Origin of the sequence: Aurantiacibacter spongiae, assembly GCF_003815535.1 — a bacterium.
GTDB classification, from domain to species: domain Bacteria; phylum Pseudomonadota; class Alphaproteobacteria; order Sphingomonadales; family Sphingomonadaceae; genus Alteraurantiacibacter; species Alteraurantiacibacter spongiae.
The window spans coordinates 1386337-1411532 of sequence record NZ_RPFZ01000001.1 but is presented as its reverse complement, the minus strand read 5'-3'; the positions used below and the strand labels follow the sequence as shown (position 1 = coordinate 1411532).

The following is a 25196-nucleotide window of genomic DNA, read 5'->3' as shown; positions in this document are numbered from 1 at the left end:
ATGCACCGCCTGCTGCTGTTAACCGGGGCCATAGCCCTGTTCGCCGCCGCCCTGGTTTCGACCGGGGCGAAGGGGCAGCGCGCCACGCTCTACGACGATCCGGGCGAAACCCGCGCCGCGCTCGCCGCTGCGCTGGAGGGGCGCCGCGCCGCCGAGGCGCGCAGCGTGCGGCTGGAGGCCCGGGCTCAGGCGGCGAAGGATGCCGCCGAACGTGCCGCCAGCAAGGCCGCCGCGCTGGCCGCCCGGATCCAGCAGGCCGAGGAAGGGATCGCCGCGGCGCGCGCGCGCATCGCGATGATCGACGCCCGCCGCACCGCCCTGCGCGAGGAACTGGGCCGCGAGCAACAGCCGGTGGTGCGCCTGACTGCGGCGCTCCAGCAATTCGCCCGCCGCCCGGTCACGCTTGCCGTCCTGCGACCGGGCTCGGTCAAGGACGTGGTCTATCTGCGCGCCATGCTGCACGACACCGTCCCCGAAGTGCGCGGCCAGACGCGCGGCCTTCGCGAACGGATCGCGCGCTCGCGCCAGTTTCGGGCCGAAGCGCTCGCCGCCGCGCAGGCGCTGCGGAACGAGGAAGCGACGCTGGCGAACCGGCGCGAGGAACTGGCCGAAATCGAAACTCGCCAGCGCCTCGCCGCGCGGTCTGCCGGCGGCTCCGCCAGTCGCGAAGCGGAGCGCGCGCTGGCGCTGGCGGAGGAGGCTCGCGATCTCGATGCGCTGGTCGGCGAACTGGACCGCGCGGCCTCCTTGCGCGCGCAGCTTGCCGCGCTTCCCGGGCCGCGGCCGCGACCGGCCCGGCCGGATCTCGCGCAAACGGGCAATGCCGCGGAAGAGGCGGCTCCCGAGCCCCGCCGAACCGCCGCGCCCTCGCCCTATATCCTGCCGGTGGCCGGCCGCACGGTGACGGGCTTCGGCGCCCCCGTGGAGGCGGGATTGAGCCAGGGCCTGACGCTCGCCCCGCTTGCCGGCGCCCAGGTCGTCGCCCCCGCCGCCGGGCGCGTCGCCTTTGCCGGGCCCTATCGCGGATACGGGCGCATCGTCATCATCGAGCATGCCGGTGGCTGGACGAGTCTCGTAACCGGTCTCGCCCGCTCCGACGTAGCGGTGGGGGAGACGCTGCTCGGCGGCGCGCCGCTGGGCGTGGCAGGGCCGGACAAGCCCACGGTGACGCTCGAACTGCGCCGGGACGGAGAGCCGGTCAATCCGCTGGGCCTGCTGCGCTAGCGCCGCGCTGTCCCGCAACGGCGCGCCCCGATCGCCTCATCTGGCGTTCAGCGCCGCCATGCGATAAAACGACAAACATGGGACACGCCTCTTTCGGCAAGGACACGCCACTCAGATGAAATTCGCCCCGACCCTGCGCGCTGCCGCCCTCTGCACGGCCGTCGCCCTGCTGCCCGCCACCACCGCCGGTTTCGCGCAGGTGGAGGGGCGCGCCTCGCCCGAATTCGCCAAACTGTTCGCCACCTATCAGCGGATCAAGGCGAGCTACGTGGATCCGGTGGACGACGAGACGCTGATTCGCGGCGCGATAGACGGCATGCTGGCCTCGCTCGATCCGCACTCGGCCTATCTCGACGGTACGGCGCTCGAGCGCCTGAACACCATGATCGACGGCAATTACCAGGGTCTCGGCATTTCCGTGCAGATGGACGAGGGCGCGGTGAAGGTCGTCAGCCCGTTCAAGGGCAGCCCGGCGGATGCCGCCGGCATCAAGGCCGGCGATTTCATCACCCATATCGACGGCAAGCTGATCTACGGACTGGATCTGGACGAAGCGGTCGCGCAGATGCGCGGGCCGGCGGGTTCGGCGATCGAGCTGACCATCTTCCGTCCCGGTCGCGACGATCCGTTCGAGGTCAGCGTGACGCGCGGCGTGATCGAACTGGAACCGGTGACGCACGAGCTGCTGGACGGCAATATCGGTCATATCAGCGTCAACGAATTCTCCGCCGACGTCGGCAGCGACGTGCGCGACGCGCTCGCCGCCCTGCGGACCGAGGCGACCGGCAGGCTGAACGGCATCGTGCTCGACCTGCGGCGCAACCCGGGCGGCGCGCTGGACGAGGCGGTGGCACTGTCCGACCTGTTCCTGGCCGACGGGCAGATCGTCTCCCAGCGCGGACGCAGCCGGCGCGACACGATCTACTACGATGCCGAGAGCGTCTATCGCGGCGATGTCGCCGAAGGTCTGCCCATCATCGTGCTGATCGACGAAGGCTCCGCCTCGGCCAGCGAGATCGTCGCCGGGGCGCTGCAGGATCATCACCGCGCGCTGGTGATGGGAGAGCGCAGCTTCGGCAAGGGTAGCGTGCAGACGCTGCTGCCGCTGACCCGCGACACCGCGCTCAAGCTGACCACGGCGCGCTACTACACCCCCTCGGGCCGCAGCGTGCAGGAAGGCGGGATCGAACCCGACATCCGCGTCCCGCAGCTGTCCGATCCCGACGCCGCGCGCCGCCAGCGCTACGCGCTGCGCGAAAGCGACCTTCGCGGCCATCTGGTCGGCGAGGTAGGCCGGGAGGACGAGGCGCTCGAACGCGACCGGATGGACGATCCGCGCTTCCAGCTTACGGCCGCGCAGCTGGAGGAACAGGGGATCGACGACTTCCAGCTCGACTACGCCGCCCGCACGCTGAGGCGCACGGCGGGGCGCGGCGTGGCTTCGAGGTAATCCGTCTGGCGGGCGTGGCTGCGCGGCGCCCGCCAAACAAACGCATTGCCTCGTGCCTCGTGCCTCCCGATAAGGCGCGCATGACCCCGCTATCTCCCTCCGACAAACTTGCGCAGCGCCTTGCCCTCGGCATTCCCGCGCTGCTGCTGGCCGGTGCCTATGTCGGGCAATACGGCTTCGACCTCGCCCCGTGCCAGATGTGCTGGTGGCAACGCTATCCGCACTTCGCGGCGATCCTGATCGGCCTCGTTTCGACCGTATTGCCGCCGCGCCGGGCGTGGATCGCGTTGGCGGGGCTTGCCATCGCGGTGTCGGGCCTGATCGGGGTGTTCCATGCCGGCGTCGAATATCGCTGGTGGGAAGGGCCGGGATGCGCGGGCACGGGCGATTTCACCTCGCTCGATTTCGTCCGCTGCGACGAACCGGCCTGGACCTTGTTCGGCATCTCGCTCGCCGGGTTCAACGCGCTCCTTTCGCTGGGCGGCGCAATCGCCATATGGGTGTTGCTGCTGGCCAGGGAGACGCGCGCATGACCGAGACGAACCGCAAGACCCGCGAAGAGATGATCCGCGTCGACCAGGCCGGCGAATTCGGCGCGACGCGGATCTATGCCGGGCAGCTCGCCGTCATGGGCGACCGCGGCCCGCACTCGGCGGAAATCCGCGGCATGGCCGAGCAGGAGAAGCGCCACCGCGCGCAATTCGACGCGCTGATGGCCCGGCGCGGCGTGCGCCCCACGATCCTCCAGCCGTTCTGGGACCGTGCCGGTTACGCGCTGGGCGCGGTCACCGCGCTGATCGGACCGGAGGCGGCGATGGCCTGCACCGCCGCGGTGGAGGAGGAGATCGACCGCCATTACTCAGCGCAGCTGGAAACGCTCGAAGCGGACGGCGACGATCCCGAGCTTGCCGACATGATCGAACGCTTCCGCGAGGACGAGCGCGAACACCGCGACGCGGCACTCGAGGCGGGCGCAGAGCGCGCGCCCGGCTATCCGCTGTTGTCCGCCGCGATCCGGCTGGGCTGCAAGGCCGCGATCGGCATCTCGAAGAAGATCTGACGGGTTGCCCGGGGGAAGCGCGGAAACAACCGGCCTTCATCGCGCGTTAAACGGGAAAGGCGCTGATCTGGCGCATGACCCGAACCCTCCCGAGAGGACGACAATGACCCGCCACCTGTTCCTGACCGCCGCCACCGCCCTGACCGGTCTGGCCGGCCTTGCCGCCGCCGCTCCCGCCGCCGCGCAGGACCAGCCCGGCGACCGCATCAACCAGGTCATCATCTACGGCGATGACGAATGCCCGCAATCGACCGACGATACCATCACGGTCTGCGCGCGAATGGACGAGAGCGAGCGCTATCGCATTCCCGAGCGCCTGCGTCAGAGCGATTCGCCGCAGAACGAGGCGTGGGCGGCTCGCGCGCGCAGCCTCGAGACGATCGGCGAGTTCGGTCCGCTCAGTTGCACGCCGGTGGGCGCGGGCGGCGATCTTGGCTGCACGGTCGAGATGATCGAGGCCGCCTATCAGGAGCGCGCACAGGGGAGCGACGTTCGCTTCAGCCAGCTGATCGCGGAAGCGCGCAACGAACGCCTGGCCGAGATCGACGCCGAAGCCGCGGCGACGCAGGCGCGCGTGGAGGAGCTGGAGGATGCCGAACTCGCCCGCCGCCGCGCCGCGCAGGAACGGCCCGTGGGCGACGAGACGGTCGATCCCGCGGCGCCGCCGGCGGAGATCGTCGATCCCAGCCGCATCCCGCCGCAGGATCTGCCGCCGCCCAGTTTCGAAGGCGACGAGGATGACGGCCCCCGGCCGCTCGACGCCATTCCGCCCGCGCAGTCGCCGCAATGAGGCGACGGGCCGGGGCCACCGGCCCGGTCAGCTCAGCGCGATATCCGGCGCGTCTTCCTGTTTCATGCCGACGACATGATAGCCCGCATCGACGTGGTGCGTCTCTCCGGTTACGCCCGATGACAGGTCGGAACAGAAATACAGCCCCGCCCCGCCGACATCCTCGATGGAGACGTTGCGCCGCAGCGGCGAATTGAGCTCGTTCCATTTAAGGATGTAGCGGAAATCGCCGATCCCGCTTGCCGCCAGTGTCTTGATCGGGCCGGCGCTGATCGCGTTCACGCGGATGCCGTCCGGTCCCAGATCGTTGGCGAGATACTGCACGCTCGTCTCCAGCGCGGCCTTGGCGACGCCCATGACGTTGTAATGCGGCACGACCTTTTCCGCGCCGTAATAGGTCAGCGTGACGATGCTGCCGCCCTTAGCCATCAGCGGGGCGGCGCGCTTGGCGGCGGCGACCAGCGAGTAGGCGGAAATGTTCATCGTCATCAGGAAATTATCGAGGCTGGTATCGACATACCTGCCACGCAGTTCGCTCTTGTCCGAAAAGCCGATCGCGTGGACGAGGAAGTCGAGCCGGCCCCAGCGGCTTTCTATCTCGGCGAAGGCGGTGTCCATCGCCTCCATGTCGGAAACGTCGCAGGGAATGAGGAAATCGCTGCCGACCTGCTCGGCAAGCGGCCCGACGCGTTTCTTCAGCGCTTCTCCCTGATAGGAAAAGGCCATGTCGGCGCCTGCCTCGTGCAGCTTCTTCGCGATGCCCCAGGCCAGCGACTTGTCGTTCGCCAGCCCCATGATGAGGCCCTTCTTTCCTGCCATCAGCCCTGACGTCATGCCTGCTGCGTCTCCTGTTCGTGTTCAGCCGCGGCCGCCGCTCGTGCCCGGTCGTCCGCCTGGCCCACCCGGTTGCGTTCTTCCTCCGGGGTTTCGGCCAGCGCCGCGTTCAGCTCGGCGCCGGCGACCATCCCTAGGCCCACCAGCCAGAAAAAGAAAAGCGCGATCATGAAGCCGGCCAGCGATCCGTAGGTCAGGTTGTAGCTGAACAGGCTGCGCAGCACCGGCGGCAGGGCGATGGTCACGGTCAGCCACCAGCATGTGACCAGCAGCGCGCCGGGCCATTTGGGATAGCGCCTGGTGCGGTAATTGGCCGGCGTCAGCGCGTAGAACAGCAGGTAGATCGATCCGAAAAGCCCCGCTGCCGGAACGATGCGCGACCAGGCGAGCTGGCCGAGCGCGTCGTTGAGCTGCGGGAAATACGCCGCGATCACTTCCTGCGCGGCGCCGATCATCACCTGCGCGATCAGCGACAGGATCAGCATGAACATGGCGGCAAGGATGATCCCGGTCGAGAAGATGCGGTACTTCCAGAAGGCCTGCGTCGCATGCGTGCCGTAGGCGCGGCGCAGGATGTCGCGAATCGTTTCGACCAGGCTGCCGACGGTCCACAGGCCGAACAGGCCGCCCACCCACAGCAGCCAGCCGCTGCGCGCATCGACCACGCTGCGCGCGACCGGGCCGATCACCTCGCCCACCACGGGCGGCAGGGCGGTGAGGATGGCGTTGATCGTGGCGGCGCGTTCGCCCTCTTCCCCGATGACGGAAAAGATCGCCGCTCCGGTGATGAAAAAGGGAAAGATCGCCAACACCGACATGTAGGCGAGGTTGCCGGCATGGATCAGACCGTCGTTGAAGCACCCGGCGGCGACCCGTTTCAGGATGTCCCACGCCCTCGTGCCCGGCCCGTAGCGATTCTTGAGCCGTTCGAGCCGACCGGGATCCTGCGCGTCGGCCAGCGCCGCGCGGCGGCGGGCCTCGGGCGAGTAGTCGGGCCGCGGGGGGCCGGGCTGCGCGCTTTCTTGGGTGAGTCCGGGTGGCGCCATCGCAGCCCGGTTCTAGCAGCGCCGCGCGGCAAGTCGAGGACGGGGGCCGGGGCGGTCCGGGATCACACGCCCAGGTCGGCGCGCGGATTGCCGGTATCGCGCCATCCCTCGAGCTTTCCGGCAAGCTCCGAAACGTCGTCAGGAAGGTGGATCTGCAGCTTGACCAGCTGATCGCCGCGCCCGCCGGTCTTGCGGGTGAAACCCTTGCCCGTCAGCTTCAGCGTGCGGCCCGATCCGCTTCCCGGCGCGACCGTCAGCATGACCGGCCCGTCCACCGTGGGCACGCGCACCTTGGCTCCGTTCACCGCCTCGTCGAGCGTGATGGGCAGGTCGAGCCGCACGTCGTTGCCATCCCGCTCGAAGAAGGGATGGGGCTGCACGTCGATGACCACCAGCCCGTCGCCCGCGCCGCCCGGACCCGCCTGGCCCTTGCCCTTGAGTCGCATCTGCGTGCCGTCGTCCACGCCGGCGGGCAGGGACAGGTCGATGGTCTTGCCGTCCGCCAGCGTGATGCGCTGCTTGGCGAGCGTCGCGGCATCGACGAAGGGCACCGACAGCGTATAGCGGATGTCGGCCCCCTTGCGCGGGGGCGCCTGCCGGGTGCGCTGCCCCGCTCCGCCGAAACCGGCGCCGCCCGGCTGCGCCCCGCCGGCGGGGCCGCCGCGGCGACCGAACAGACCTTCGAACAGGTCGCCGAGATCCATTTCCTCTGCGCCCTGGAAACCCTGGAAGTCGCGCGCCGAATAGCCGCGCTGTCCGCCGCCCCCGGGCCGCGCCCCGCCGAAGCCGCCCGCGCCGCCGCCCATGCCAAAGGGCATGGCCGGATTGCCGTCCGCGTCGATCTCCCCCCGGTCGAACTGGGCGCGCTTGTCCTTGTCGGACAGCAGATCGTAGGCGTTGGTGACCTTGGAGAATTTCTCCGCCGCCTGCGGATTGTCCTTGTTGCGATCGGGATGCAGCTCCTTGGCGAGCTTGCGGTAGGCCGACTTGATGTCGGATTCGGTCGCGGAACGGCTTACGCCGAGGGTGGAATAGGGATCGGCCATACGGGTGTGTTAGCTAGGTAAGGCGACGGGCGAAGGCAAGTGGCCCTTTCCTACGCGCGCCGGGCGCGTTAGGTCCGCTGCGCTATGATGCGGCCCCCACTCCCCTCGCTCTCGATCCCGCCCGGGATGCGCGGCGGGCTTTTGCGCACAGGACACTGTCACACCTGTCACACCTTGGAGGCTTGCCATGCCCGGTAGCGACCGCGGCGAAGAGACGGCCCTGCCCGAAACCGACCCGTTCGCGCTGTTCGACGCCTGGTTCGCCGAAGCCCGGCAGAGCGAGCCGAACGATCCCAACGCGATGGCGCTCGCCACCGCCACCCGCGGCGGCGCGCCGTCGGTGCGGATGGTGCTGCTGAAGGGGCATGGCGAGGACGGCTTCGTGTTCTACACCAACGCCCACAGCCGCAAGGGCGGCGAGATCGCCAGCAATCCGCAGGCCGCGCTGCTGTTCCACTGGAAGAGCCTGCGTCGCCAGGTCCGCATCGAAGGCAGGCTGGCCGAGGTGAGCGTGGCGGAGGCCGACGCCTACTTCCACTCGCGCGCCTTCGTCAGCCAGGTCGGCAGCGCGGCGAGCGACCAGTCGCGGCCGCTCGACGGGCGGCGGACCTACACCGACCGGGTCGAGGCGCTGCGCGAGCGGTACGAGGACGCGGGCGAGGTGCCCCGCCCGTCGCACTGGACGGGCTTTCGCATGACCCCGCTCGCCATCGAGTTCTGGCAGGACCGGCCCAACCGCCTGCACGACCGCCGCCGCTACACCCGCGCGGGCGAGGAGGAAGCGTGGACCAGCACGCTGCTCTATCCGTGAGGGGGCCGAGCACGCCCGTATGACCGAAACACGCGCCTCGCTGACCCGGAGCGCCGCAATGGCGTCCATCGCCGCGGCACTGGTGCTGGGCGTTCTGAAGCTGTGGGCGGTATGGCAGACCTCGTCCACCGCCATGCTCGGCAGTCTCGCCGATACGGGGCTCGATCTGGTGGCCAGCTGCGCCACCCTGTTCGCGGTGTGGTTCGCCGCCCAGCCGGCGGACCGGGAGCACCGTTTCGGCCACGGCAAGGCGGAAGCGCTGGCGGCGATGTTCCAGGTCATCCTGATCGTGCTGTCGGCGGGGGCCATAGCCTTTCGCGGCGTGCTTCGCCTGCTGGGCGGGAGCGAGACGCAAGGGGCGGAGCAGGGCATCGCCGTGTCGCTGATCGCGATCGCGGTGACGCTGGCGCTGGTGGCCTGGCAGCGGCACGTCGTCAGGCGTACCGGCTCGGTCGCGATCCACACCGATTCGGTTCATTACCAGTCCGATCTGCTGCTGAACCTGGCCGTGATCGCCGCGCTGGCGCTGGACCAGTATCTCGGCTTCCGGCAGGCCGATCCCTTGTTCGGCATCGCCATTGCCGCCTGGCTGTTGTGGAACGCCTGGGCCGCGTCGGCGGAGGCTGTCGATCACCTGATGGACCGCGAATGGGACGACGAGAAGCGCCGCGCCTTCGTGGCAGCGGCAGCGCGTCACCCGGAGCTTTCGAACCTTCACGACCTGCGCACGCGCACCAGCGGCGACCGCGACTTCGCGCAGTTCCACGTCGACCTGCCCGGCTCGATGAGCGTGGCCGAGGCGCACGACATCATCGACCGGGTCGAGGAAGATCTGCATGCGCGCTTCCCCAACCTCGAACTGGTCGTGCATATCGATCCGCGCGGCCATGTCGACGAACCCGACAATCCGCTCGCCGAGACGGACGAATTCAAGGAGCTGAGGAATAGCTGATGACCGGCAACACCATCCCCTACTGGCATGTCGACGCCTTCGCCGGAACGCCTTTCGCCGGCAATCAGGCGGCGGTGGTGGTGGTCGACGCCTGGCCCGACGACCGTGTCATGCAGGCGGTGGCGGCGGAAAACCTGTTCGCCGAATCCGCCTTTCTTCTTCCGTCCGGCTCTGACGCCGCCGATTACGAACTGCGCTGGTTCACACCGGCCTGCGAGGTGGCCTTGTGCGGACATGCGACGCTCGCCTCGGGCCACGCGATGCTGGAGGGCGACGAAGCGCGCGAGAGCGTGACCTTCGCGACCCGCAAGTCCGGCATGCTGGAGGTACGGCGCGACGGGGCCGGCGGATACGAGCTCGCACTGCCGGCCATACGGGTCCGGGATGCAGTGCCGGAAGGAATGCTGGCAGGTCTCGATCGCGAGCCTGAAGAAGCGCTTTACGACGGACGCGGCTATGTCATCGCGCTCTATCGCGACGAGGCGACGGTGCGCGCGCTCGACCCTGACATGGCGCAGCTGGCCAGTCACGGCGACACCATGTTCATCTGCACCGCGCGCGGCACCGCGTCGGACGTGGTGAGCCGAGTGTTCGTGCCCGGTGCCGGCGTGCCGGAGGATTCTGTCACCGGGTCGGCCCACGCGGCACTGACCGTCTACTGGGCCGACAAGCTGGGTCGTGACAGGTTCACCGCGCATCAGGCGAGCGCGCGCGGTGGCGACATCGCCTGCCGCATCGACGGGGACCGGGCCGTCCTCGGCGGGCACTGCGTGACGGTGGTGGAAGGACGCTTCCGGCTGCCCTGAGGGCTAGCGCGACGGATAGAGCGCGAAGATATCGCCCAGTTCTTCGCGCAGAACCGGCTGCGCCTCGTGCCCGGTCTTGCCGACGCGCAGGACGGTCAGGCGCTGTTCGGGGGAGACGATCAGATACTGGCCCAGATGACCGACTGCGGCAAAGACCGTTTCGGGCGCCTGATCGGGAAACAGGACCGTGCGATCCGAACCGGAGGGGTGGTTGAGCCACATCTGCGCACCGTAGTCGGGAGCGGCGGGATTTTCCCCGCGCATGAACTCGATCCAGCGACGCGGGACGATCTGCGCACCCTTGACCGACCCGCCGTGGCGGAGGAATTCGCCGAGCCTTGCCCAGTCGCGGGCCGTCGCCCAGAAATGGCTGCCGCCCACCAGCGTACCGCTCGCATCGTACTCGCCCACCAGCGAGCGCAGACCCAGTGGAACGGCGAGCCGCGCTTCGACGAACTCGGCCATCGCGCGCTGACGGCTGTCGGCATCGGCGCCGGGCGCGATGGTATCGGTGGCGATGTCGGCCAGTATCACGCTCGTGGCGGTGGAATAGGCAAAGGTCGAACCCGGTTCGTGCTCCAGCGGCTGCGCCTCCGCCCAGGCTGCCATGTCGTCACGCCCGTCGAGGAACAGCATCCGTACCTCGTCCGAGGTGTAGAGCGGTTCCACCGCTTCCTTGTGCCGCAGACCGGAGCGCATCTGCAGCAGATGGCGCAGGGTGATCTCGCCGCGCGGATCGCCGGGACGCTGCCAGCGCGCGACCGGGGCCGGATCGTCGAGGCGCAGGCGACCGTCCGCCACCATCATGCCGATGACGAGGCCGGTGACGGTCTTCGACATGGACCAGCCGGTAAAGCGCGTTTCGGCATTGAAGCCCTCGGCATAGCGTTCGGCCACGACCTCGCCGTCATGCATCACCACGACCGCCCGCGTTTCGCCGATACCCTCGGCCGCGAACAAGTCGTCGACCGCGCGGGCGAGGCGTTCGCGCGGCACGCCGGGATCGGCGGCGACGGCGGCAAGGGCCTCCTGTGGCAATGGCGGTTCGGGCGGGGGACCATCCTGCGAACATGCGCCGAGCGCCAGCAGGCCTGCCAGCAGGGCTGGCGAGCGAAGGGCGGGGCGGCTAGGGAACTTGCGACGCGGCATCGGCGCGCTCTCTTTCTGGCAGGACACTAAGAATGGCAACCGCAAAACGGGCCGGCAGCAGGCGGGGCGGCGCATGGTTCAAGGCATTGTTGCTGGTCTCGGCGGTGCTGGCCGGCACGTTCTGGTACTACCGCGCCCCGATCATGGGGCTGAGCGCCGCGGGAACCGCATACGGTGCCAAGAACGCCTGCTCCTGTCGGTTCATCGCCGGACGCTCGCTATCGAGTTGCAAGGACGATTTCATCGACGGCATGGGCGCCATCTGGTTGAGCCAGGACGAAGAAGCGAAGAGCGTTACCGCCTATGTGCCGCTGGTGGCGAGCAATACGGCGACCTGGCGCGAAGGGTATGGCTGCACGCTGGCGCGCTGGGAAGGATAGCGCTCAGGCTTTGACGGTCGAATCGATCCAGCCGCCGCCGACCACCCGCTCCCCGGCGTAGATTACCGCCGCCTGTCCGGGGGCGACGCCGTATTCGGGGGTTTCGAAACGAAGGGTCACGGCGCGCCCGTCACCCGGCTCCCCTTCCAGCATGACCGGCACCGGCTTCGCCATCGAACGTACCTTGGCTGAAAGGGGTTCGCGCGGCATGGGCCCGATGCGATTGCTTTCGATCACGCGCGCGCTCGCCACCGCCAGCATCCGGCGCGGACCGACCAGAACCTGCGCCGCTTCGGGGTCGAGGCCCACGACGTAGAGCGGTTCGGCCTGTCCACCGATTTCCAGCCCGCGGCGCTGGCCGACCGTATAATGGATGACGCCCGGGTGCTGCCCCAGCTGAGCGCCGGTCTCGGCGTGGACGATCATGCCGGCACGCCCGCCCTGTGGGCGCATCGCCTTCACGATCTTTGCGTAATCGCCGTCGGGGACGAAGCAGATGTCCTGGCTGTCGGGCTTTCCGGCCACGGCCAGACCGGATTCGGCGGCGATGGCGCGTACCGCATCCTTGGGTAGTCCGCCGAGCGGAAAGCGCAAATAATCGAGTTGCTCTCCCGTCGTTGCGTAGAGGAAATAGGACTGGTCGCGCGCGGGATCCCGGGCGCGGTGCAGTTCGGCCCCGGCATCGCCCGGTACGCGGCGCACGTAGTGGCCCGTGGCGAGGCAGTCCGCACCCAGCTCGCGCGCCATGCGCAGCAGATCGGTGAATTTGGGGCCCATGTTGCAGCGAATGCAGGGTATGGGGGTTCGGCCGGCGAGATATTCGTCGGCAAAAGTCTCTACCACCTCTTCGCGAAAGCGGCTTTCATGGTCGAAGACGTAGTGGGCGATACCGAGCCGGTCGGCGACCTTGCGGGCATCGGCGATATCGTCGCCCGCGCAGCAGGCCCCCTTGCGCCCTGTAGCCGCCCCGTAATCGTAGAGCTGGAGTGTTATGCCGATGACCTCGGCACCGCTTTTCGCGGCCAGTGCGGCGACGACCGAACTGTCCACTCCGCCCGACATGGCGACCACGATGCGGCAGCTAGACGCGTCTCGCGGCAGATCGAACAGATGCGCGGCGTCGCCGGGCGTCATGGCGGCGAATTCGGGCGCGGCGTTAACCGTGCAAGGAGAAAGGCAGGCATCTGTCATGGGGCGGGTTGCGCCGCCATACACGCCCGCGCCGGCTACGCCAAGGCATCCACGCGGGCGGCGGGCAGGGATCGCGGGGAACTTGCGAGCCGCTGACCTGCCGGCACATTCTATCCCCGTTTTCGTCGCGATTTGCGGCTTTACCCGATCTTGACCCTTGGCGGTTATCGCTTCGATCCATGTTCGAGGGGAAACAGCCCGAAGCCGCGCATTCGCGCGAGTCGGTCGGTCCGGATGCGGGGCGGGAGTCCCTGCGCCGGGTGACCTGGTCGGACCTCGTCTCCAGACTGGCGGCGGCACGCGAATTGCGGGCGGAACTTGCGTCGGCGTCGGGCGGCCGGAAAACCGATCCCGCCAGTTTCGATGCCGCCTTCGCCCGGCACATCGCCGCTCTCGGCGAACCGCATGCCGGGAGTACGGGCCACGTGGTTCGAAGGCCGGAGAAACAGGACGTTAACCCCAATGGTTTAGGCAATGGCAAATGCCAGCGCCGCAAAACTGGCCGCGTCGAGGGGCCGGATGCCGGTCCGCGCGCCGACCGCGACCAAACGGCCAGCCGAGGAAGTACATGATCGAGAACCAGAAAATCCGACCGGCGCAGGTGATCGGTCCCCTCGGGGAACCGCTGACCATCGCCGATCTGCCGTCTCCGAAGACGAAGCGCTGGGTCGTCCGGCGCAAGGCCGAGGTCGTCGCTGCGGTCAATGGCGGCCTGCTGACCATCGACGAGGTGCTCGAACGCTACAACCTGACGCTGGAAGAATTCGCCGGCTGGCAGCGCGCCGTCGACCGGTCGGGCATGCAGGGTCTCCGCGTGACCCGCATCCAGCACTATCGCGACCTCTACGAGCGGCAGCTGAAGTACTGAATCTCCCGATCCCCCGTAACTTACTTTATGGCCACATTGCGCCGTTTTTCGCGAATACACGATCAGCCAAACCCCCGAGCCCGCGCGGCTTTCGGAACGTCGCGGGTGCATCCGCGTTTCTTTCTCCGTTCCCCCTCGACAGGGGCCTAAGGAGAAGGGAGTAACGGATATGGGTTGGATTATCGCGATTATCGTCGGTGGTATCATTGGCTGGATTGCCAGCATGATCATGGGCCGCGACGCTTCAATGGGCATCTTCTGGAACATCGTCGTCGGTCTGATCGGCGCTCTTCTTGGCGGCTGGATCGGTTCGCTGATCGGTGTTGGCTCGACGCTGACCGAATTCAGCATTCCCGGCCTGCTGATGAGCCTGGTTGGCGCGATCGTACTGCTCGGCATCGCCAACCTGATCCAGCGCGGTCGCGTGCGGTAATGCCTTGTTGAACTGAGGGAATGTCCGCATTCGGGGGCGGGAAACTCACGCAAGTTTCCCGCCCTTTCGTATGGCGGGACGGTTTTCGTCGGCGGGGATCGCGGTTTGGCAGAAGGGTGCGTTGCGCCGCCTGCCCGCTTGGCGCTATGGCGGGGCGAACGCCGGACCTGTCCGGCCGTCGCAACGCGCCCCCGCCAGGCGCCCGAGATGACAAGGCATCAGGCCGATGAATTACGAAACCAGGATGGACAGCGCCGAACCCGCCGACCGCATCGTGATGGACGGTCGCGTTCTCGAGGAAGAGGCGTTGGCCGAGGAAAAGGGTAGCCAGCGTCGCCGCCTGTTCATCGTGCTCGCCGTCATTCTCGCCGGCGCGCTGATCGCCGCGCTGATGTTCTCGGGGGGCGAAGAGGAAACCGCCTTTGCGCCCGAGGAGGACGGTACGCTTGCCGCGGTCACGGTGCTCGCTCCCGGCGCGGCGACGCTGGAAGGAACGATCAACGCCACCGGTACGCTGGCGGCGCGGCGCGAAATGCCGGTCGGCGTGGTCGGCGAAGGCGGGCGCGTTACCTTCGTCCCCGTCGAGGCAGGGCAGTGGGTGCGTCAGGGGCAGGTGCTGGCGGTAATCGACCGCTCGGTGCAGAACCAGCAGGCCGAAAGCCAGGCCGCGCAGATCCAGGTGGCGCAGGCTGACGCCGATCTTGCGCAGGCCAACCTCGACCGCGCGCTGCGCCTTGTAGACCGGGGCTTCATCAGCCAGGCGGACATCGACCAACTGACCGCGACGCGCGATGCCGCAGTCGCCCGCGTCCGGGTGGCCCGGGCGCAGCTCAACGAACGACAGGCGCGCAACGCGCAGCTCAACATCGTCGCCCCCGCCGCCGGTCTCGTGCTGGAGCGCAATGTCGAACCGGGCCAGGTCGTCAGCCCCGGCTCGGGCACGCTGTTCTCGATCGCCCGCGGCGGCGAGATGGAGATGCTGGCGCAGGTCAGCGAGGAGGAGCTGGCGCAGATACCGGTCGGCGCGACCGCCCGCGTGACGCCAACGGGCAGCAGCCAGAGCTTCACCGGCCAGGTGTGGCAGGTTTCCCCCACCATCGACGAGCAGAACCGCCAGGGCACGGTGCGGGTGGCCCTCTCCTACGATCCGGCCCTGCGACCGGGCGGCTTCGCGACGGCGACCATCGCCAGCGGCACTCTCGTCGCGCCCCGGCTTCCCGAAAGCGCGGTCCTGTCGGATGACGAGGGCAGCTATGTCCTCATCGTCAACGGCGAAGACAAGATCGAGCGGCGCAATGTCGAGGTGGGCATGATCACCGATGACGGTCTTGCGATTTCGTCCGGCCTAGACGGCTCGGAAAAGGTCGTCCTGCGGGCCGGCGCCTTCCTCACCGAGGGTGAAACGGTGCGCCCGGTCATGGCCGGCAAATAAAGCGAACCGACCCGCCAATGGACCTCAACCGCATATCCTCCTGGTCGATCCGCAACCCGATCGTCCCCCTGCTGGCCTTCATCGGCCTGACGCTCGCCGGCATAGTCAGCTTCTCGCGCATGGACGTGCAGAACAATCCGGACATCGAGTTTCCGGTCGCAATCGTCAGCATCTCCCAACCCGGCGCCGCGCCGTCCGAAGTCGTCAACCAGATCACGCAGCGGGTGGAAGCGGCGGTGCAGACGCTGGAAGGCGTGGAAAGCATCCGCTCCACTGCGTCCGAGGGCAATTCGACGACCGTGATCGAGTTCGAACTCGGCACCGATATCGACGCCACCGTCAGCGAGGTTAAGAGCGCGGTCGACCAGATCCGCGGCGAACTTCCCGACGGAATACTCGAACCGCGCGTGTTCAAGCAGCAGACCAGCTCCCGCCCCATCGTCTATTTCGGCGTCGAGGCCGACGACATGACGATCGAGCAGCTGAGCTATTTCATCGACGATACCGTTACCAAGCGATTGCTGAACGTGCCGGGCCTGGCCGAAGTCAATCGCAATGGCGGCGTCGACCGGGAAATCCTGGTCATTCTCGATCCTGCGAAGATGCAGGCGCTCGGCCTCACCGCCAGCCAGGTGAACGCGGCGCTGAGACAGCTCAACATCAACGCTGCCGGCGGGCAGGCGGAAATCGCCGGATCGCGCCAGTCGGTGCGCGTGTTGGGCAATTCGCAAACCGCCTACGAACTCTCCCAGGCGCAGATTCCGCTCAACGGCTCGACGATCAAGCTCGCCGACATCGCCCGCGTGACCGATTCCTATGGCGAGGTCAGTTCGCTCGCCAAGCTGAACGGGGAGCAGGTCGTCACCTTCTCCGTCACCCGCGCCCGCGGCGAGTCCGACGTGACCGTATATGACGGGGTCGTCGAGGCCCTGCACGAGATCGAGGAGCAGAACCCCGGCGTCAGCTTCACCCGGCTGTTCACCGAGGTCGACTATACCAAGGCGCAGTACGAGAGCTCCATCGCCGCCATGGTGGAGGGGGCGATCCTCGCGGTCATCGTCGTTTTCCTGTTCCTGCGCGACTGGCGCGCCACCATCATCGCCGCGCTCGCCATTCCGCTTTCGGCGATCCCCACATTCTGGTTCATGGATGTCTGGTTCGGCTTCACCCTCAACACGATGAGCCTGCTGGCGCTGGGGCTGGTGGCCGGCGTGCTGGTCGACGATGCCATCGTCGAGATCGAAAACATCGTGCGCCACATGCGCATGGGCAAGAGCGCCTACCAGGCCAGTATTGATGCGGCGGACGAGATCGGCCTCGCCGTCGTCGCGACCACGTTCTCCATCGTCGCGGTGTTCCTGCCGGTGGGTCTGATGCCGGGTATCACGGGCATCTTCTTCAAGAATTTCGGCCTTACCGTGGTTGCCTCGGTGCTCATGAGTCTGGCCGTTGCGCGCATGATCACGCCGATGATCGCCGCCTACTTCCTCGAGGCGAAGGGTCATGCAACCCACGGCGAGGGCCGGGCGATGGATCTCTACATGCGCGTGCTGCACTGGTCGCTCGACGACAGCGGCCTGCGGGACCGGGTGCGCGCCCTGGGCAGGGCGCCCTTCCGAGCGCGTTACGGCGTGATGGCGGCGCCGCTGTTCCTGCTCATCACGGTCGCAGGCATCGCCGGCTTTGCCGCAGTGCTCTATTTCTGGTTCACCACCCCGGCCCTGTCGGGAGCGATGGATCTCGGGTTCTGGAAGGATCGTCTCTCGGCGCTGCCGGATCTCGGGGCGCAGCTTGGTGGCTTCGTTCTCGTCGTCATCGTGATGAGCCTCGCGATCTTCGCCGCCGGGATCGGCGGCTGGCTGGCCGCCAAGCTGGTCGGTTTCGTCCTGGCTCAGCTCGCGCGCGGCGGTGGCGGAGGGTTCCATGCCTGGTTCGTCAACCGCAAGGCCCGGTTGCGCGCCCGGTTCGCCGATCACCGCGTCTGGATGCTCGGCGTGGGTGCCGGCGCGCTGGCGATGACGGTCTTCACGATCATCACCATGCCCGCGCAGTTCTTCCCCTCCACCGACAGCGACTTCTCGATGGTGCGGATAGAGATGGTGCCCGGCACCACGCTGGAACAGACCGACGCCGTCGTCACCCGCGTCGCCGACCGCTTGCAGCAGGAACAGGAGGTGGCCCTTGCCCTCGGCATCGTGAACGAGGGCAGCGGCATGGTGCGTCTGGTGCTGCGCGAGGATCGCGAACGCAGCAGCCTGGAGTTCGAACGCGAACTCGGCCCCGTTCTTCAGCAGTTTCCCGATGCCCGGATCAACTTCCAGGACCAGAACGGCCCGGGCGGCGGCAGCGGTACCGGCCGCGCCATCTCCATCATGCTCGCGGGATCCGAACCCGATCTGCTGAACGAGGCGGCCGAGACACTGGCCGATCAGATGAAGAGCGTGCCCGGGGCGGTGGCGCCACGGGTGGAGCGCGACCTTCAGCGGCCCGAGCTGCTCGTTCAGCCGCGCGAGGAACTCGCCGCCAGCCTCGGTGTCACGACCACCGCGCTGAGCCAGGCGATCCGTATCGCCACGCTCGGCGACATCGACCAGAACGCGGCCAAGTTCTCGCTGTCGGACAGGCAGGTGCCGATACGCGTGCGCCTGGCCGAGGAACAGCGGCGCGACCTTTCAACGATCCGCAACCTGCCCGTGCCCACCGCCGCCGGCGGATCGGTGCCTCTCGAACGGGTCGCCGACATCAGCTTCGGCATGGGACCGACCGCGATCGAGCGCTATGATCAGAACCGCCGCACCTTCGTAAGCGCCGACGTGGCGGCGGGCTATGCCCGGGGCGATGTGACCTCCGCCATCCAGAAGCTGCCGATCATGCAGAACCTACCGACGGGCGTCACGAGTCCGGCGATCGGCGAGGACGAGATACAGCAGGAAATGCAGTCGGCGTTCTCGGGCGCGCTCATCACCGGCGTGCTGCTCGTCTTCGCGGTGCTGGTGCTGCTCTACCGCCGCTTCGTCTCTCCGCTCGTCAACATGGGTTCGCTCTTCCTCGCTCCGCTCGGCGGCCTGCTGCTCCTGCTGGCGGCCGACAAGCCGTTGTCGCTGCCTGTCTTCATCGGCATCCTCATGCTGTTCGGCATCGTCGGCAAGAATTCCATCCTCCTGATCGATTTCGCCATCGAGGAAATGGATGACGGGGTGGAGAAGCGTGCTGCCATCCTCGACGCCGGGCACAAGCGCGCCCAGCCCATCGTCATGACCACCGTGGCGATGACGGCCGGGATGATCCCGACGGCGCTGGCGCTCAGCGCCGACGGGGCGTGGCGTCAGCCGATGGGAATGATCGTGATCGGGGGGCTGTGCCTGTCGACGCTGCTGACGCTGCTGATCGTGCCCGCCGGGTTCAGCCTTGCCGATGGCATGGAAAAGCGCCTTGGCCCGTGGCTTCGCGATCGGTTGCTGACCTACCGGCCGGGCGACGACGCCACAACCAGCGCGGAGCCGCGACCTGCCGAATAGGCAACCCCCCGCCCCGCTCCCCGGCGCTTCGCTGTCGCCCGACCGTGCGCGGCGGATGCGCGTTACGGCGACCCTCCTCCTGGTGGCGATGGCGGGTCTTTTTGTCATCACCCAGGGGATGCTGGGCGCAAACCCTGCCTGGGGCTACGTCCACGCCTTTGCGGAGGCGGCGATGGTCGGCGGTCTGGCCGACTGGTTCGCGGTGACCGCGTTGTTTCGGCATCCGCTCGGCATTCCCATCCCGCACACAGCCATCATACCGGAGAACAAGGACAGGATCGCCGATACGATGGCGGTCTTTCTGCGCTCGAACTTCCTAACCCCGGTCGTCGTCGCGCGGCGGATGCGCGAGATGAACGTGGCGCGCGCCGCCGGCGATTTTCTGAAGCGCAGCGGCGAGAGCGGCGAGGGGCGCTTTCGCGCGGGTGCCGGTGAACTGATGGTTGAACTGCTCGAATCGCTCGATCCCGATCGGCTCGGGCTACAGGTGAAGGCCGGGCTGGCGCGGCAGGCCGAGAAGATCAATGTCGCGCCCTTGCTGGGACAGATGCTGGAGGCGGCCATTGCGGACGACCGCCACCGCCCGTTGATCGACGGGTTGATCCGCTGGGCGGGCCTCGCGCTGGAAGACAATGAGGACATGGTCCGCGACATGGTGCAGCAGCGGGCGAATTCGCTGATTCGCTGGGCCGGGCTGGACGGCCGGATAGCCAATTCGGTGCTGGACGGGCTCTATCGTCTGCTGGCGGAAGTTCTGGTCGATCCGCAGCATCCGCTGCGCCGCAAGGTCGAGGAAGGTCTGCAGAAGCTGGCGCGCGATCTTCAGCACGATCCCGCCACCCGCGCCAAGGTGGAGGCGATGAAGAACGACCTGCTCGCCAATCCAGCCGTTTCCGCGTGGTGGATGGGCGTGTGGGAGCGCATACGTCATGCGCTGATCGACACGATCCGCGATCCGGGGCGTGCCCTGGGCGGGCAGCTCGGCAGCAGCCTTTCCGAACTGGGGGAGACGCTGCGCAGCGATCCGGCGCTGCAATTGCAGGTGAACCGCTTCGCCCGCCGCACGCTGGTGGGTGTCGTCAACCGTTACGGGGAACAGATCGTCGGACTCGTCTCAACCACGGTAAAGGGCTGGGACGCGCGGACCGTAACGGGGCGAATCGAAGGCGCCGTCGGCCGCGATCTGCAATTCATCCGCATCAACGGCACGCTCGTCGGCGGACTGGTGGGCGTGGTTATCCACGCAGTCACCCGGTTCATCTAGCGGCGGCGTTGTCCGTTGGCGCCGGGCCACAGCGAAAAGGTGAAGTTTATGCTTTGCGTCATGTACCCGGTGACAGCCTCGCCCTGCGCCGTTCGCGCCGGGGTGAACTGGGCGACCTCTGTCATGGTGTCGCAGACCAGCTGACGCAATTCAGCCGACATCAGCCTGTCGGTGGAGCGGCAGTGCGTCATCTTCCCGTCGGCATCGACGACATAAAACACGGTGATCGCACCGCGCCCGCTCTGCCGCAGCAGCCGCCCGCGATACTCGTTCTCGAACGCATCTATCAGCGCACCAACATTGGTGAGTTCGACGTTTTGCGAAAGGGTGCGCTGGACAGCGAGATCGACGCCCAGGCTTTCCAGGATCTGCCCCTGACAATCCACCAACGCGGCGAGCGCCTGGCCAAGCGGACCGGTCGAAAGGACTACCGGTTCGGTGCGTTTCGCCTGCGCCACGTAATAGCGCATGTTCGCCGCCCCCGTTTGACTGATTGCCTGGCCGTCTCCGAACATCGCACCGGTGTAGATCACGCCATGACGATCGCCGATGGAGGCGCGCCGGAGATAGGTGAACGGGGTCAGTCCGGTGCCCGGTACGAAACCGGCTTCCAGATCATCGCCAATTTCGAAACCGGCTCCGATCAGGGAAAATTCGGTGGGACCGGCGGGTTGCTGCCGCATGGCGAGAGTGACGCGCGCGTCATCGCGGATGAAATCGCGTTGAATGTTGCAGCCATCTTCGGATCGCGTGAGGCGCCACACGCCGTCGGGCAGGTATAACCTGCCCTCGGCGATGGCCTCGCGCGTCCTCCCGTCGAGCTGGGCCGTGGGCGCGTCGCCGGTCTGCGCGAATGCGCTCGCCCCCGACGTGACTGGACTTGCGATAGCCGCAATCGCGGCTGCGACTGTGAATCGCCCCATGAATAATCCCCCCGATGCCGGAAGCTTAGGGGGAATTCTCGGATCGATGCAACCCGCCGCTTCAGAGTTTCTCGGTCAGTTCCGGGACGGCGCTGAACAGGTCGGCGACGAGGCCGAGATCGGCGACCTGGAAGATCGGTGCATCGGGATCCTTGTTGATTGCGACGATCGTCTTGGAATCCTTCATGCCGGCGAGGTGCTGGATCGCGCCGGAGATACCGATGGCGATATAGACTTCGGGTGCGACGATCTTGCCGGTCTGACCGACCTGGTAGTCGTTGGGCACGTAACCGGCATCCACCGCGGCACGGCTGGCGCCGATGGCGGCGCCGAGCTTGTCGGCAAGCGGGGTGATGTATTCCTCGAACGTTTCGCCATCCTTCAACGCCCGGCCCCCCGAAACGACGATCCCGGCGCTGGTAAGTTCGGGGCGTTCACTCTCTACCGCATCCAGCTTGACGAATTCGCTGGTGCCGGCCGCCCCGGGCCCGTCGACGCTTTCCACCGACGCGCTGCCACCCTCGGCCTCGGCCTTGTCGAAGGCCGTGGTGCGCACCGTTACGACGAGCTTGGAATCGGAACTTTCGACCGTGGCTATGGCATTTCCGGCGTAGATCGGGCGGGTGAAGGTCCTGGGGCCTTCCACGCTGATGATGTCCGACACCTGCATCACGTCGAGTCCCGCGGCCACGCGAGGCAGGATGTTCTTGCCGGTAGTGGTGGCGGGGGCGAGGATCGCGTCGTAACCGTCGGCCAGGCTGGTGATCAGCGGAGCCATGTTTTCCGCAAGACCGTGCGCATACGCGTCCCCGCCGGCATGCAGGATCCTTGATACGCCTTCCACCTTCGCGGCAGCCTGCGCGGCGGCCTCGGACCCTGCCACGAGCACGTGGACATCACCGCCGAGCTTCGCGGCGGCGGTGACGGTGGCGAGCGTCGCGTCGGCGACGTCGTCGCCATGCGGTTCTGCGATTACTAGTGCGGTCATATCAATCCTACCTCATTCCCGTTCGGTTCGCGCGCACGGGGTCGTTCAGGCGACGCCGAGCGCCTTCAGCTTCGCCACCAGCGCATCCACGTCTTCCACGATTTCGCCCGCCTGGCGGACCGGGGGTTCGGAAACGTTGGTAGTGGTAAGGCGCGGGGAAACGTCGACGCCGTAATCGGCGGGGGACTTGCTATCGAGCGGCTTCTTCTTCGCTTTCATGATGTTGGGCAGCGAGGCATAGCGCGGCTCGTTCAGGCGAAGGTCGGTGGTCACGATCGCCGGCATGGCCAGCCGCACGGTTTCCAGCCCGCCATCGACCTCCCGCGTGACGGAAACGTGGTCGCCATCGATTTCCACCTTGCTGGCGAAGGTGCCCTGCGGCCGGTCCATCAGCGCGGCGAGCATCTGTCCGGTCTGGTTGGAGTCGTCATCGATGGCCTGCTTGCCCAGCATCACGATGCCCGGACCTTCCTCCTCCGCCACGGCCTTCAGGATCTTGGCGACGGCCAGCGGCTCGACCTGCTCGTCGGTCTCGACCAGGATCGCCCGGTCGGCGCCCATGGCGAGCGCGGTCCGCAACGTTTCCTGCGCCTTGGCCGGCCCGATGCTGACAGCGACGACTTCCTCGGCCTTCCCGGCTTCCTTGAGGCGCAACGCCTCTTCCACAGCGATCTCGTCGAACGGGTTCATGCTCATCTTGACGTTCGCAAGATCAACACCGGACCCGTCAGCTTTCACGCGCGGCTTCACGTTGTAGTCGATCACCCGCTTCACGGGGACGAGGATCTTCATCGCATCGCTCTCCTCAAACTCATCGTGCCGCTTATGTAAGCAGCCTTACCTATACGTCAACCTGCCCGAAGGGCGAGGGGCCCGTATTCAGGCCGCCTCCTTCACTTCGGCGACGATCTTCCTGGCGGCGTCGCCGAGATCGTCCGCCGGGATGATCGGCAGGCCCGAATTGGCAAGGATGTCCTTGCCCTTCTGCACGTTGGTGCCTTCCAGACGCACGACCAGCGGGACGGAAAGGTTCACTTCCTTGGCCGCGGCGACGATGCCGTCGGCAATGATGTCGCACTTCATGATGCCGCCGAAGATGTTGACGAGGATGCCCTCCACCGCCGGGTCCGACAGGATGATCTTGAACGCGGCCGTCACCTTTTCGGTCGTTGCACCGCCGCCCACGTCGAGAAAATTGGCCGGGAAGGCGCCGTTCAGCTTGATGATGTCCATCGTCGCCATGGCCAGCCCCGCGCCGTTGACCATGCAGCCGATATTGCCGTCGAGCTTGATGTAGGCGAGGTCGTGCTTGCCGGCCTCGACCTCCGCCGGGTCTTCTTCGGTCTCGTCGCGCATGCTCTCGACATCGGGATGCCGGTAGAGCGAATTGCCGTCGAAGCTCATCTTGGTATCGAGCACCAGAAGCTCGCCGTCCTTCGTCTCGACCAGCGGATTGATCTCGAGCATGGCGCAATCGAGCGTCGTGAACGCTTCGTAGAGCTGCTTCGCCAGCTTGGCGGCGGACTTGGCAAGCTTGCCGTCGAGCTTCAGCGCATGCGCCACCGCGCGTCCGTGGTGCGGCATGAAGCCGGTGGCCGGATCGATGTCGATGGTGGCGATCTTCTCGGGCGTGTGGTGGGCGACTTCCTCGATATCCATGCCGCCCTCGGTCGAGACGATCATGGCGATGCGGCTGGTCGCGCGATCGACCAGCATCGAGAGATAGTATTCCTTCTCGATGTCGACGCCATCGGTAACGTAGAGCCGGTTGACCTGCTTGCCCTCTTCTCCGGTCTGAACCGTGACGAGGGTGTTTCCGAGCATGTCCTGCGCGTCGGCCCGCACGTCGTCAATCGAGTTCGCCAGCCGGACGCCGCCCTTCGCGTCGGCAGGAAGCTCGGAAAACTTGCCCTTTCCGCGCCCGCCGGCATGGATCTGCGCCTTGACGACATAGAGCGGGCCGGGAAGCTTCTGCGCCGCGGCAACCGCCTCGTCCGCGCTCATCGCCGGATACCCAGCCGGAACGCCGACCCCGAATTTGGCGAGCAGTTCCTTGGCCTGGTATTCGTGAATGTTCATGGGGACAGTGCTTTCTTCTACGATCGGATGGGGAGGTTTCTCGCGAGTGCCTAAGCATTATCGCACCGGCCTTGCAATTGGTTCCGCATCGCACCATCGACGGCTCTTCCACCGATGATCGACACGATGCGCCTCGAACAGATCTGCCGGGAGGCAGGCCATATCGCCCACGGCAAATGGCCGGGGACCGGGTACGACCTGAAAAGCTGGGACAAGACGCCGGGCTCTCCGGTGTGTGAGGCCGATCTCGATGTCGACGCCTTCCTCAAGCGGGAACTGGCCAGCCTTCTGCCGGCAGCGGGGTGGTTGTCGGAGGAAACCCGGGACAGCGAGGCGCGGCTCGACAGGGGACTTGCCTGGCTGGTCGATCCGATCGACGGCACGCGAGACTTCATCCGCGGACGAAAGGGCTGGGCGGTATCGGTCGCGTTGGTGAGCGGCGGGCGTCCGCTTCTCGGAACGCTGGTGGCGCCCGCCCGGGGCGAGGTGTGGTCGGCCACCGCCGGCAAGGGGGCCTGGCGCAATGGCGAACGTCTGCGGGCCAGCACCAGGACGCGGTTTTCCGGCGCGCGTGTCCCCGCCGATTCGCTGTCGAAGGACGATCGCGACCTGACGATGGTCGAGAAGCCGAACTCCATTGCCCTGCGCATCGCCATGGTGGCCAGTGACGAGGCCGACCTGGTGGCGACGGTACGCTGGGGCTTCGAATGGGATGTCGCCGCGGCCGCGCTGATCGCGCGCGAGGCAGGGGCGCGCGTGAGCGACGCGTTCGGACAGCCGCTAACCTACAACAAGCGCGACCCGCGTGCCTTCGGCCTTCTGGTCAGCTCGCCCGCCATCCATGACGCGGCAATCGTGCGGCTGAAGGAGCGGGCCGAGCGGTTGGCCGGATGAATGCGCGCCGCAGCGAAAGGCCGGCCCCCTTGCGAAGAACCGGCCCTTTGCGTCGGCG

The 25196-nt window shown here is 67.2% G+C and carries 25 protein-coding genes; 16 read left to right on the top strand and 9 right to left on the bottom strand.

The window, feature by feature from the left end:
- From EG799_RS06840 to EG799_RS06820, 5 genes are all read left to right on the top strand, one after another.
- Positions 1 to 1224 (top strand): murein hydrolase activator EnvC family protein, encoded by a 1224-nt coding sequence (locus EG799_RS06840; protein ID WP_123879732.1) that lies wholly within the window; start codon positions 1 to 3, stop codon positions 1222 to 1224.
- Between the two features lie 115 nt (positions 1225 to 1339).
- The gene (locus tag EG799_RS06835; RefSeq protein ID WP_123879730.1) at positions 1340 to 2674 is read left to right on the top strand and encodes a S41 family peptidase; all 1335 of its coding nucleotides are present in this window, start codon (positions 1340 to 1342) and stop codon (positions 2672 to 2674) included.
- 80 nt (positions 2675 to 2754) lie between these two features.
- Positions 2755 to 3207: a disulfide bond formation protein B gene (locus EG799_RS06830; protein WP_123879728.1), complete on the top strand. Its 453-nt coding sequence runs from the start codon at positions 2755 to 2757 to the stop codon at positions 3205 to 3207.
- Positions 3204 to 3734, top strand: a complete 531-nt coding sequence (locus tag EG799_RS06825; RefSeq protein ID WP_123879726.1) for a demethoxyubiquinone hydroxylase family protein — start codon at positions 3204 to 3206, stop codon at positions 3732 to 3734. The genes EG799_RS06830 and EG799_RS06825 overlap by 4 nt, the downstream gene beginning before the upstream one ends.
- Positions 3735 to 3837: 103 nt before the next feature.
- Entirely contained in the window at positions 3838 to 4524 is a 687-nt protein-coding gene (locus EG799_RS06820) for a hypothetical protein (protein ID WP_123879724.1), read from the top strand.
- A 27-nt stretch (positions 4525 to 4551) separates the two neighbouring features.
- Here EG799_RS06820 and fabI read toward each other — a convergent pair whose 3' ends face one another.
- The 3 genes from fabI to EG799_RS06805 form a co-directional block, all read right to left on the bottom strand.
- Complete coding sequence (gene fabI, locus EG799_RS06815; protein WP_123879722.1) at positions 4552 to 5358, bottom strand: enoyl-ACP reductase FabI; 807 nt, start codon at positions 5356 to 5358, stop codon at positions 4552 to 4554.
- A complete protein-coding gene (locus EG799_RS06810; protein ID WP_123879719.1) occupies positions 5355 to 6404 on the bottom strand; it encodes a YihY/virulence factor BrkB family protein in 1050 nt (349 codons plus the stop codon). The genes fabI and EG799_RS06810 overlap by 4 nt, the downstream gene beginning before the upstream one ends.
- A 62-nt stretch (positions 6405 to 6466) precedes the next feature.
- Entirely contained in the window at positions 6467 to 7450 is a 984-nt protein-coding gene (locus EG799_RS06805; RefSeq protein WP_123879717.1) for a DnaJ C-terminal domain-containing protein, read from the bottom strand.
- Positions 7451 to 7637: 187 nt separating this feature from the next.
- On the opposite strand from EG799_RS06805, the gene pdxH reads away from it, so the two are divergent.
- The 3 genes from pdxH to EG799_RS06790 are packed head-to-tail and all read left to right on the top strand — an operon-like array spanning position 7638 to position 10019.
- The gene (gene pdxH, locus EG799_RS06800) at positions 7638 to 8261 is read left to right on the top strand and encodes a pyridoxamine 5'-phosphate oxidase (RefSeq protein ID WP_123879715.1); all 624 of its coding nucleotides are present in this window, start codon (positions 7638 to 7640) and stop codon (positions 8259 to 8261) included.
- 19 nt (positions 8262 to 8280) lie between these two features.
- Entirely contained in the window at positions 8281 to 9213 is a 933-nt protein-coding gene (locus EG799_RS06795; RefSeq protein ID WP_123879713.1) for a cation diffusion facilitator family transporter, read from the top strand.
- Entirely contained in the window at positions 9213 to 10019 is an 807-nt protein-coding gene (locus EG799_RS06790) for a PhzF family phenazine biosynthesis protein (RefSeq protein WP_123879711.1), read from the top strand. The genes EG799_RS06795 and EG799_RS06790 overlap by 1 nt, the downstream gene beginning before the upstream one ends.
- Positions 10020 to 10022: 3 nt before the next feature.
- Here EG799_RS06790 and EG799_RS06785 read toward each other — a convergent pair whose 3' ends face one another.
- The gene (locus tag EG799_RS06785; RefSeq protein WP_123879709.1) at positions 10023 to 11168 is read right to left on the bottom strand and encodes a serine hydrolase domain-containing protein; all 1146 of its coding nucleotides are present in this window, start codon (positions 11166 to 11168) and stop codon (positions 10023 to 10025) included.
- A 32-nt stretch (positions 11169 to 11200) separates the two neighbouring features.
- On the opposite strand from EG799_RS06785, the gene EG799_RS06780 reads away from it, so the two are divergent.
- Positions 11201 to 11548, top strand: coding sequence for a hypothetical protein (locus EG799_RS06780; protein ID WP_123879707.1), 348 nt, complete (start codon positions 11201 to 11203; stop codon positions 11546 to 11548).
- A 3-nt stretch (positions 11549 to 11551) separates the two neighbouring features.
- On the opposite strand, the gene mnmA is transcribed toward EG799_RS06780, so the two are convergent.
- Positions 11552 to 12682, bottom strand: coding sequence for a tRNA 2-thiouridine(34) synthase MnmA (mnmA, locus tag EG799_RS06775; RefSeq protein WP_181950915.1), 1131 nt, complete (start codon positions 12680 to 12682; stop codon positions 11552 to 11554).
- 236 nt (positions 12683 to 12918) lie between these two features.
- Here mnmA and EG799_RS06770 point away from each other — a divergent pair, with 236 nt between their 5' ends.
- The 6 genes from EG799_RS06770 to EG799_RS06745 all read left to right on the top strand — a co-directional run bounded on the left by EG799_RS06770 (position 12919) and on the right by EG799_RS06745 (position 20254).
- A complete protein-coding gene (locus EG799_RS06770) occupies positions 12919 to 13311 on the top strand; it encodes a hypothetical protein (protein WP_123879703.1) in 393 nt (130 codons plus the stop codon).
- Entirely contained in the window at positions 13308 to 13607 is a 300-nt protein-coding gene (gene sciP / locus EG799_RS06765) for a CtrA inhibitor SciP (protein ID WP_123879701.1), read from the top strand. The genes EG799_RS06770 and sciP overlap by 4 nt, the downstream gene beginning before the upstream one ends.
- A gap of 169 nt (positions 13608 to 13776) precedes the next feature.
- On the top strand, positions 13777 to 14040 hold the full coding sequence (locus EG799_RS06760; protein WP_123879699.1) for a GlsB/YeaQ/YmgE family stress response membrane protein: 264 nt from the start codon (positions 13777 to 13779) through the stop codon (positions 14038 to 14040).
- Between the two features lie 226 nt (positions 14041 to 14266).
- Positions 14267 to 15472, top strand: coding sequence for an efflux RND transporter periplasmic adaptor subunit (locus EG799_RS06755; protein ID WP_123879697.1), 1206 nt, complete (start codon positions 14267 to 14269; stop codon positions 15470 to 15472).
- 17 nt (positions 15473 to 15489) lie between these two features.
- The gene (locus EG799_RS06750) at positions 15490 to 18990 is read left to right on the top strand and encodes an efflux RND transporter permease subunit (protein ID WP_123879695.1); all 3501 of its coding nucleotides are present in this window, start codon (positions 15490 to 15492) and stop codon (positions 18988 to 18990) included.
- 55 nt (positions 18991 to 19045) lie between these two features.
- Complete coding sequence (locus EG799_RS06745) at positions 19046 to 20254, top strand: DUF445 domain-containing protein (RefSeq protein WP_123879694.1); 1209 nt, start codon at positions 19046 to 19048, stop codon at positions 20252 to 20254.
- On the opposite strand, the gene EG799_RS06740 is transcribed toward EG799_RS06745, so the two are convergent.
- The 4 genes from EG799_RS06740 to sucC form a co-directional block, all read right to left on the bottom strand.
- Positions 20251 to 21177: a hypothetical protein gene (locus tag EG799_RS06740; protein ID WP_123879692.1), complete on the bottom strand. Its 927-nt coding sequence runs from the start codon at positions 21175 to 21177 to the stop codon at positions 20251 to 20253. The two genes, EG799_RS06745 and EG799_RS06740, sit on opposite strands and share 4 nt — an antisense overlap.
- 61 nt (positions 21178 to 21238) lie before the next feature.
- On the bottom strand, positions 21239 to 22165 hold the full coding sequence (locus EG799_RS06735; RefSeq protein ID WP_123879690.1) for an electron transfer flavoprotein subunit alpha/FixB family protein: 927 nt from the start codon (positions 22163 to 22165) through the stop codon (positions 21239 to 21241).
- 45 nt (positions 22166 to 22210) lie between these two features.
- On the bottom strand, positions 22211 to 22957 hold the full coding sequence (locus EG799_RS06730) for an electron transfer flavoprotein subunit beta/FixA family protein (protein ID WP_123879688.1): 747 nt from the start codon (positions 22955 to 22957) through the stop codon (positions 22211 to 22213).
- 87 nt (positions 22958 to 23044) lie between these two features.
- Positions 23045 to 24244 carry an ADP-forming succinate--CoA ligase subunit beta gene (sucC, locus tag EG799_RS06725; protein ID WP_123879686.1) on the bottom strand — a complete coding sequence of 400 codons (1200 nt, stop codon included), beginning with the start codon at positions 24242 to 24244 and terminating at the stop codon, positions 23045 to 23047.
- A gap of 114 nt (positions 24245 to 24358) precedes the next feature.
- Between sucC and EG799_RS06720 the strand changes: the two genes are divergently transcribed.
- A complete protein-coding gene (locus EG799_RS06720) occupies positions 24359 to 25138 on the top strand; it encodes a 3'(2'),5'-bisphosphate nucleotidase CysQ (protein ID WP_123879684.1) in 780 nt (259 codons plus the stop codon).
- Positions 25139 to 25196 lie beyond the last annotated feature (58 nt).

What these genes read in the sequence shown, in the direction of transcription:
- EG799_RS06840 (WP_123879732.1), top strand. Translation starts at nt 1, where the DNA reads ATGCACCGCCTGCTGCTGTTAACCGGGGCCATAGCCCTGTTCGCCGCC.
- EG799_RS06835 (WP_123879730.1), top strand. Translation starts at nt 1,340, where the DNA reads ATGAAATTCGCCCCGACCCTGCGCGCTGCCGCCCTCTGCACGGCCGTC.
- EG799_RS06830 (WP_123879728.1), top strand. Translation starts at nt 2,755, where the DNA reads ATGACCCCGCTATCTCCCTCCGACAAACTTGCGCAGCGCCTTGCCCTC.
- EG799_RS06825 (WP_123879726.1), top strand. Translation starts at nt 3,204, where the DNA reads ATGACCGAGACGAACCGCAAGACCCGCGAAGAGATGATCCGCGTCGAC.
- EG799_RS06820 (WP_123879724.1), top strand. Translation starts at nt 3,838, where the DNA reads ATGACCCGCCACCTGTTCCTGACCGCCGCCACCGCCCTGACCGGTCTG.
- fabI (WP_123879722.1), bottom strand. Translation starts at nt 5,358, where the DNA reads ATGACGTCAGGGCTGATGGCAGGAAAGAAGGGCCTCATCATGGGGCTG.
- EG799_RS06810 (WP_123879719.1), bottom strand. Translation starts at nt 6,404, where the DNA reads ATGGCGCCACCCGGACTCACCCAAGAAAGCGCGCAGCCCGGCCCCCCG.
- EG799_RS06805 (WP_123879717.1), bottom strand. Translation starts at nt 7,450, where the DNA reads ATGGCCGATCCCTATTCCACCCTCGGCGTAAGCCGTTCCGCGACCGAA.
- pdxH (WP_123879715.1), top strand. Translation starts at nt 7,638, where the DNA reads ATGCCCGGTAGCGACCGCGGCGAAGAGACGGCCCTGCCCGAAACCGAC.
- EG799_RS06795 (WP_123879713.1), top strand. Translation starts at nt 8,281, where the DNA reads ATGACCGAAACACGCGCCTCGCTGACCCGGAGCGCCGCAATGGCGTCC.
- EG799_RS06790 (WP_123879711.1), top strand. Translation starts at nt 9,213, where the DNA reads ATGACCGGCAACACCATCCCCTACTGGCATGTCGACGCCTTCGCCGGA.
- EG799_RS06785 (WP_123879709.1), bottom strand. Translation starts at nt 11,168, where the DNA reads ATGCCGCGTCGCAAGTTCCCTAGCCGCCCCGCCCTTCGCTCGCCAGCC.
- EG799_RS06780 (WP_123879707.1), top strand. Translation starts at nt 11,201, where the DNA reads ATGGCAACCGCAAAACGGGCCGGCAGCAGGCGGGGCGGCGCATGGTTC.
- mnmA (WP_181950915.1), bottom strand. Translation starts at nt 12,682, where the DNA reads ATGACGCCCGGCGACGCCGCGCATCTGTTCGATCTGCCGCGAGACGCG.
- EG799_RS06770 (WP_123879703.1), top strand. Translation starts at nt 12,919, where the DNA reads ATGTTCGAGGGGAAACAGCCCGAAGCCGCGCATTCGCGCGAGTCGGTC.
- sciP (WP_123879701.1), top strand. Translation starts at nt 13,308, where the DNA reads ATGATCGAGAACCAGAAAATCCGACCGGCGCAGGTGATCGGTCCCCTC.
- EG799_RS06760 (WP_123879699.1), top strand. Translation starts at nt 13,777, where the DNA reads ATGGGTTGGATTATCGCGATTATCGTCGGTGGTATCATTGGCTGGATT.
- EG799_RS06755 (WP_123879697.1), top strand. Translation starts at nt 14,267, where the DNA reads ATGAATTACGAAACCAGGATGGACAGCGCCGAACCCGCCGACCGCATC.
- EG799_RS06750 (WP_123879695.1), top strand. Translation starts at nt 15,490, where the DNA reads ATGGACCTCAACCGCATATCCTCCTGGTCGATCCGCAACCCGATCGTC.
- EG799_RS06745 (WP_123879694.1), top strand. Translation starts at nt 19,046, where the DNA reads ATGCGCGTTACGGCGACCCTCCTCCTGGTGGCGATGGCGGGTCTTTTT.
- EG799_RS06740 (WP_123879692.1), bottom strand. Translation starts at nt 21,177, where the DNA reads ATGGGGCGATTCACAGTCGCAGCCGCGATTGCGGCTATCGCAAGTCCA.
- EG799_RS06735 (WP_123879690.1), bottom strand. Translation starts at nt 22,165, where the DNA reads ATGACCGCACTAGTAATCGCAGAACCGCATGGCGACGACGTCGCCGAC.
- EG799_RS06730 (WP_123879688.1), bottom strand. Translation starts at nt 22,957, where the DNA reads ATGAAGATCCTCGTCCCCGTGAAGCGGGTGATCGACTACAACGTGAAG.
- sucC (WP_123879686.1), bottom strand. Translation starts at nt 24,244, where the DNA reads ATGAACATTCACGAATACCAGGCCAAGGAACTGCTCGCCAAATTCGGG.
- EG799_RS06720 (WP_123879684.1), top strand. Translation starts at nt 24,359, where the DNA reads ATGATCGACACGATGCGCCTCGAACAGATCTGCCGGGAGGCAGGCCAT.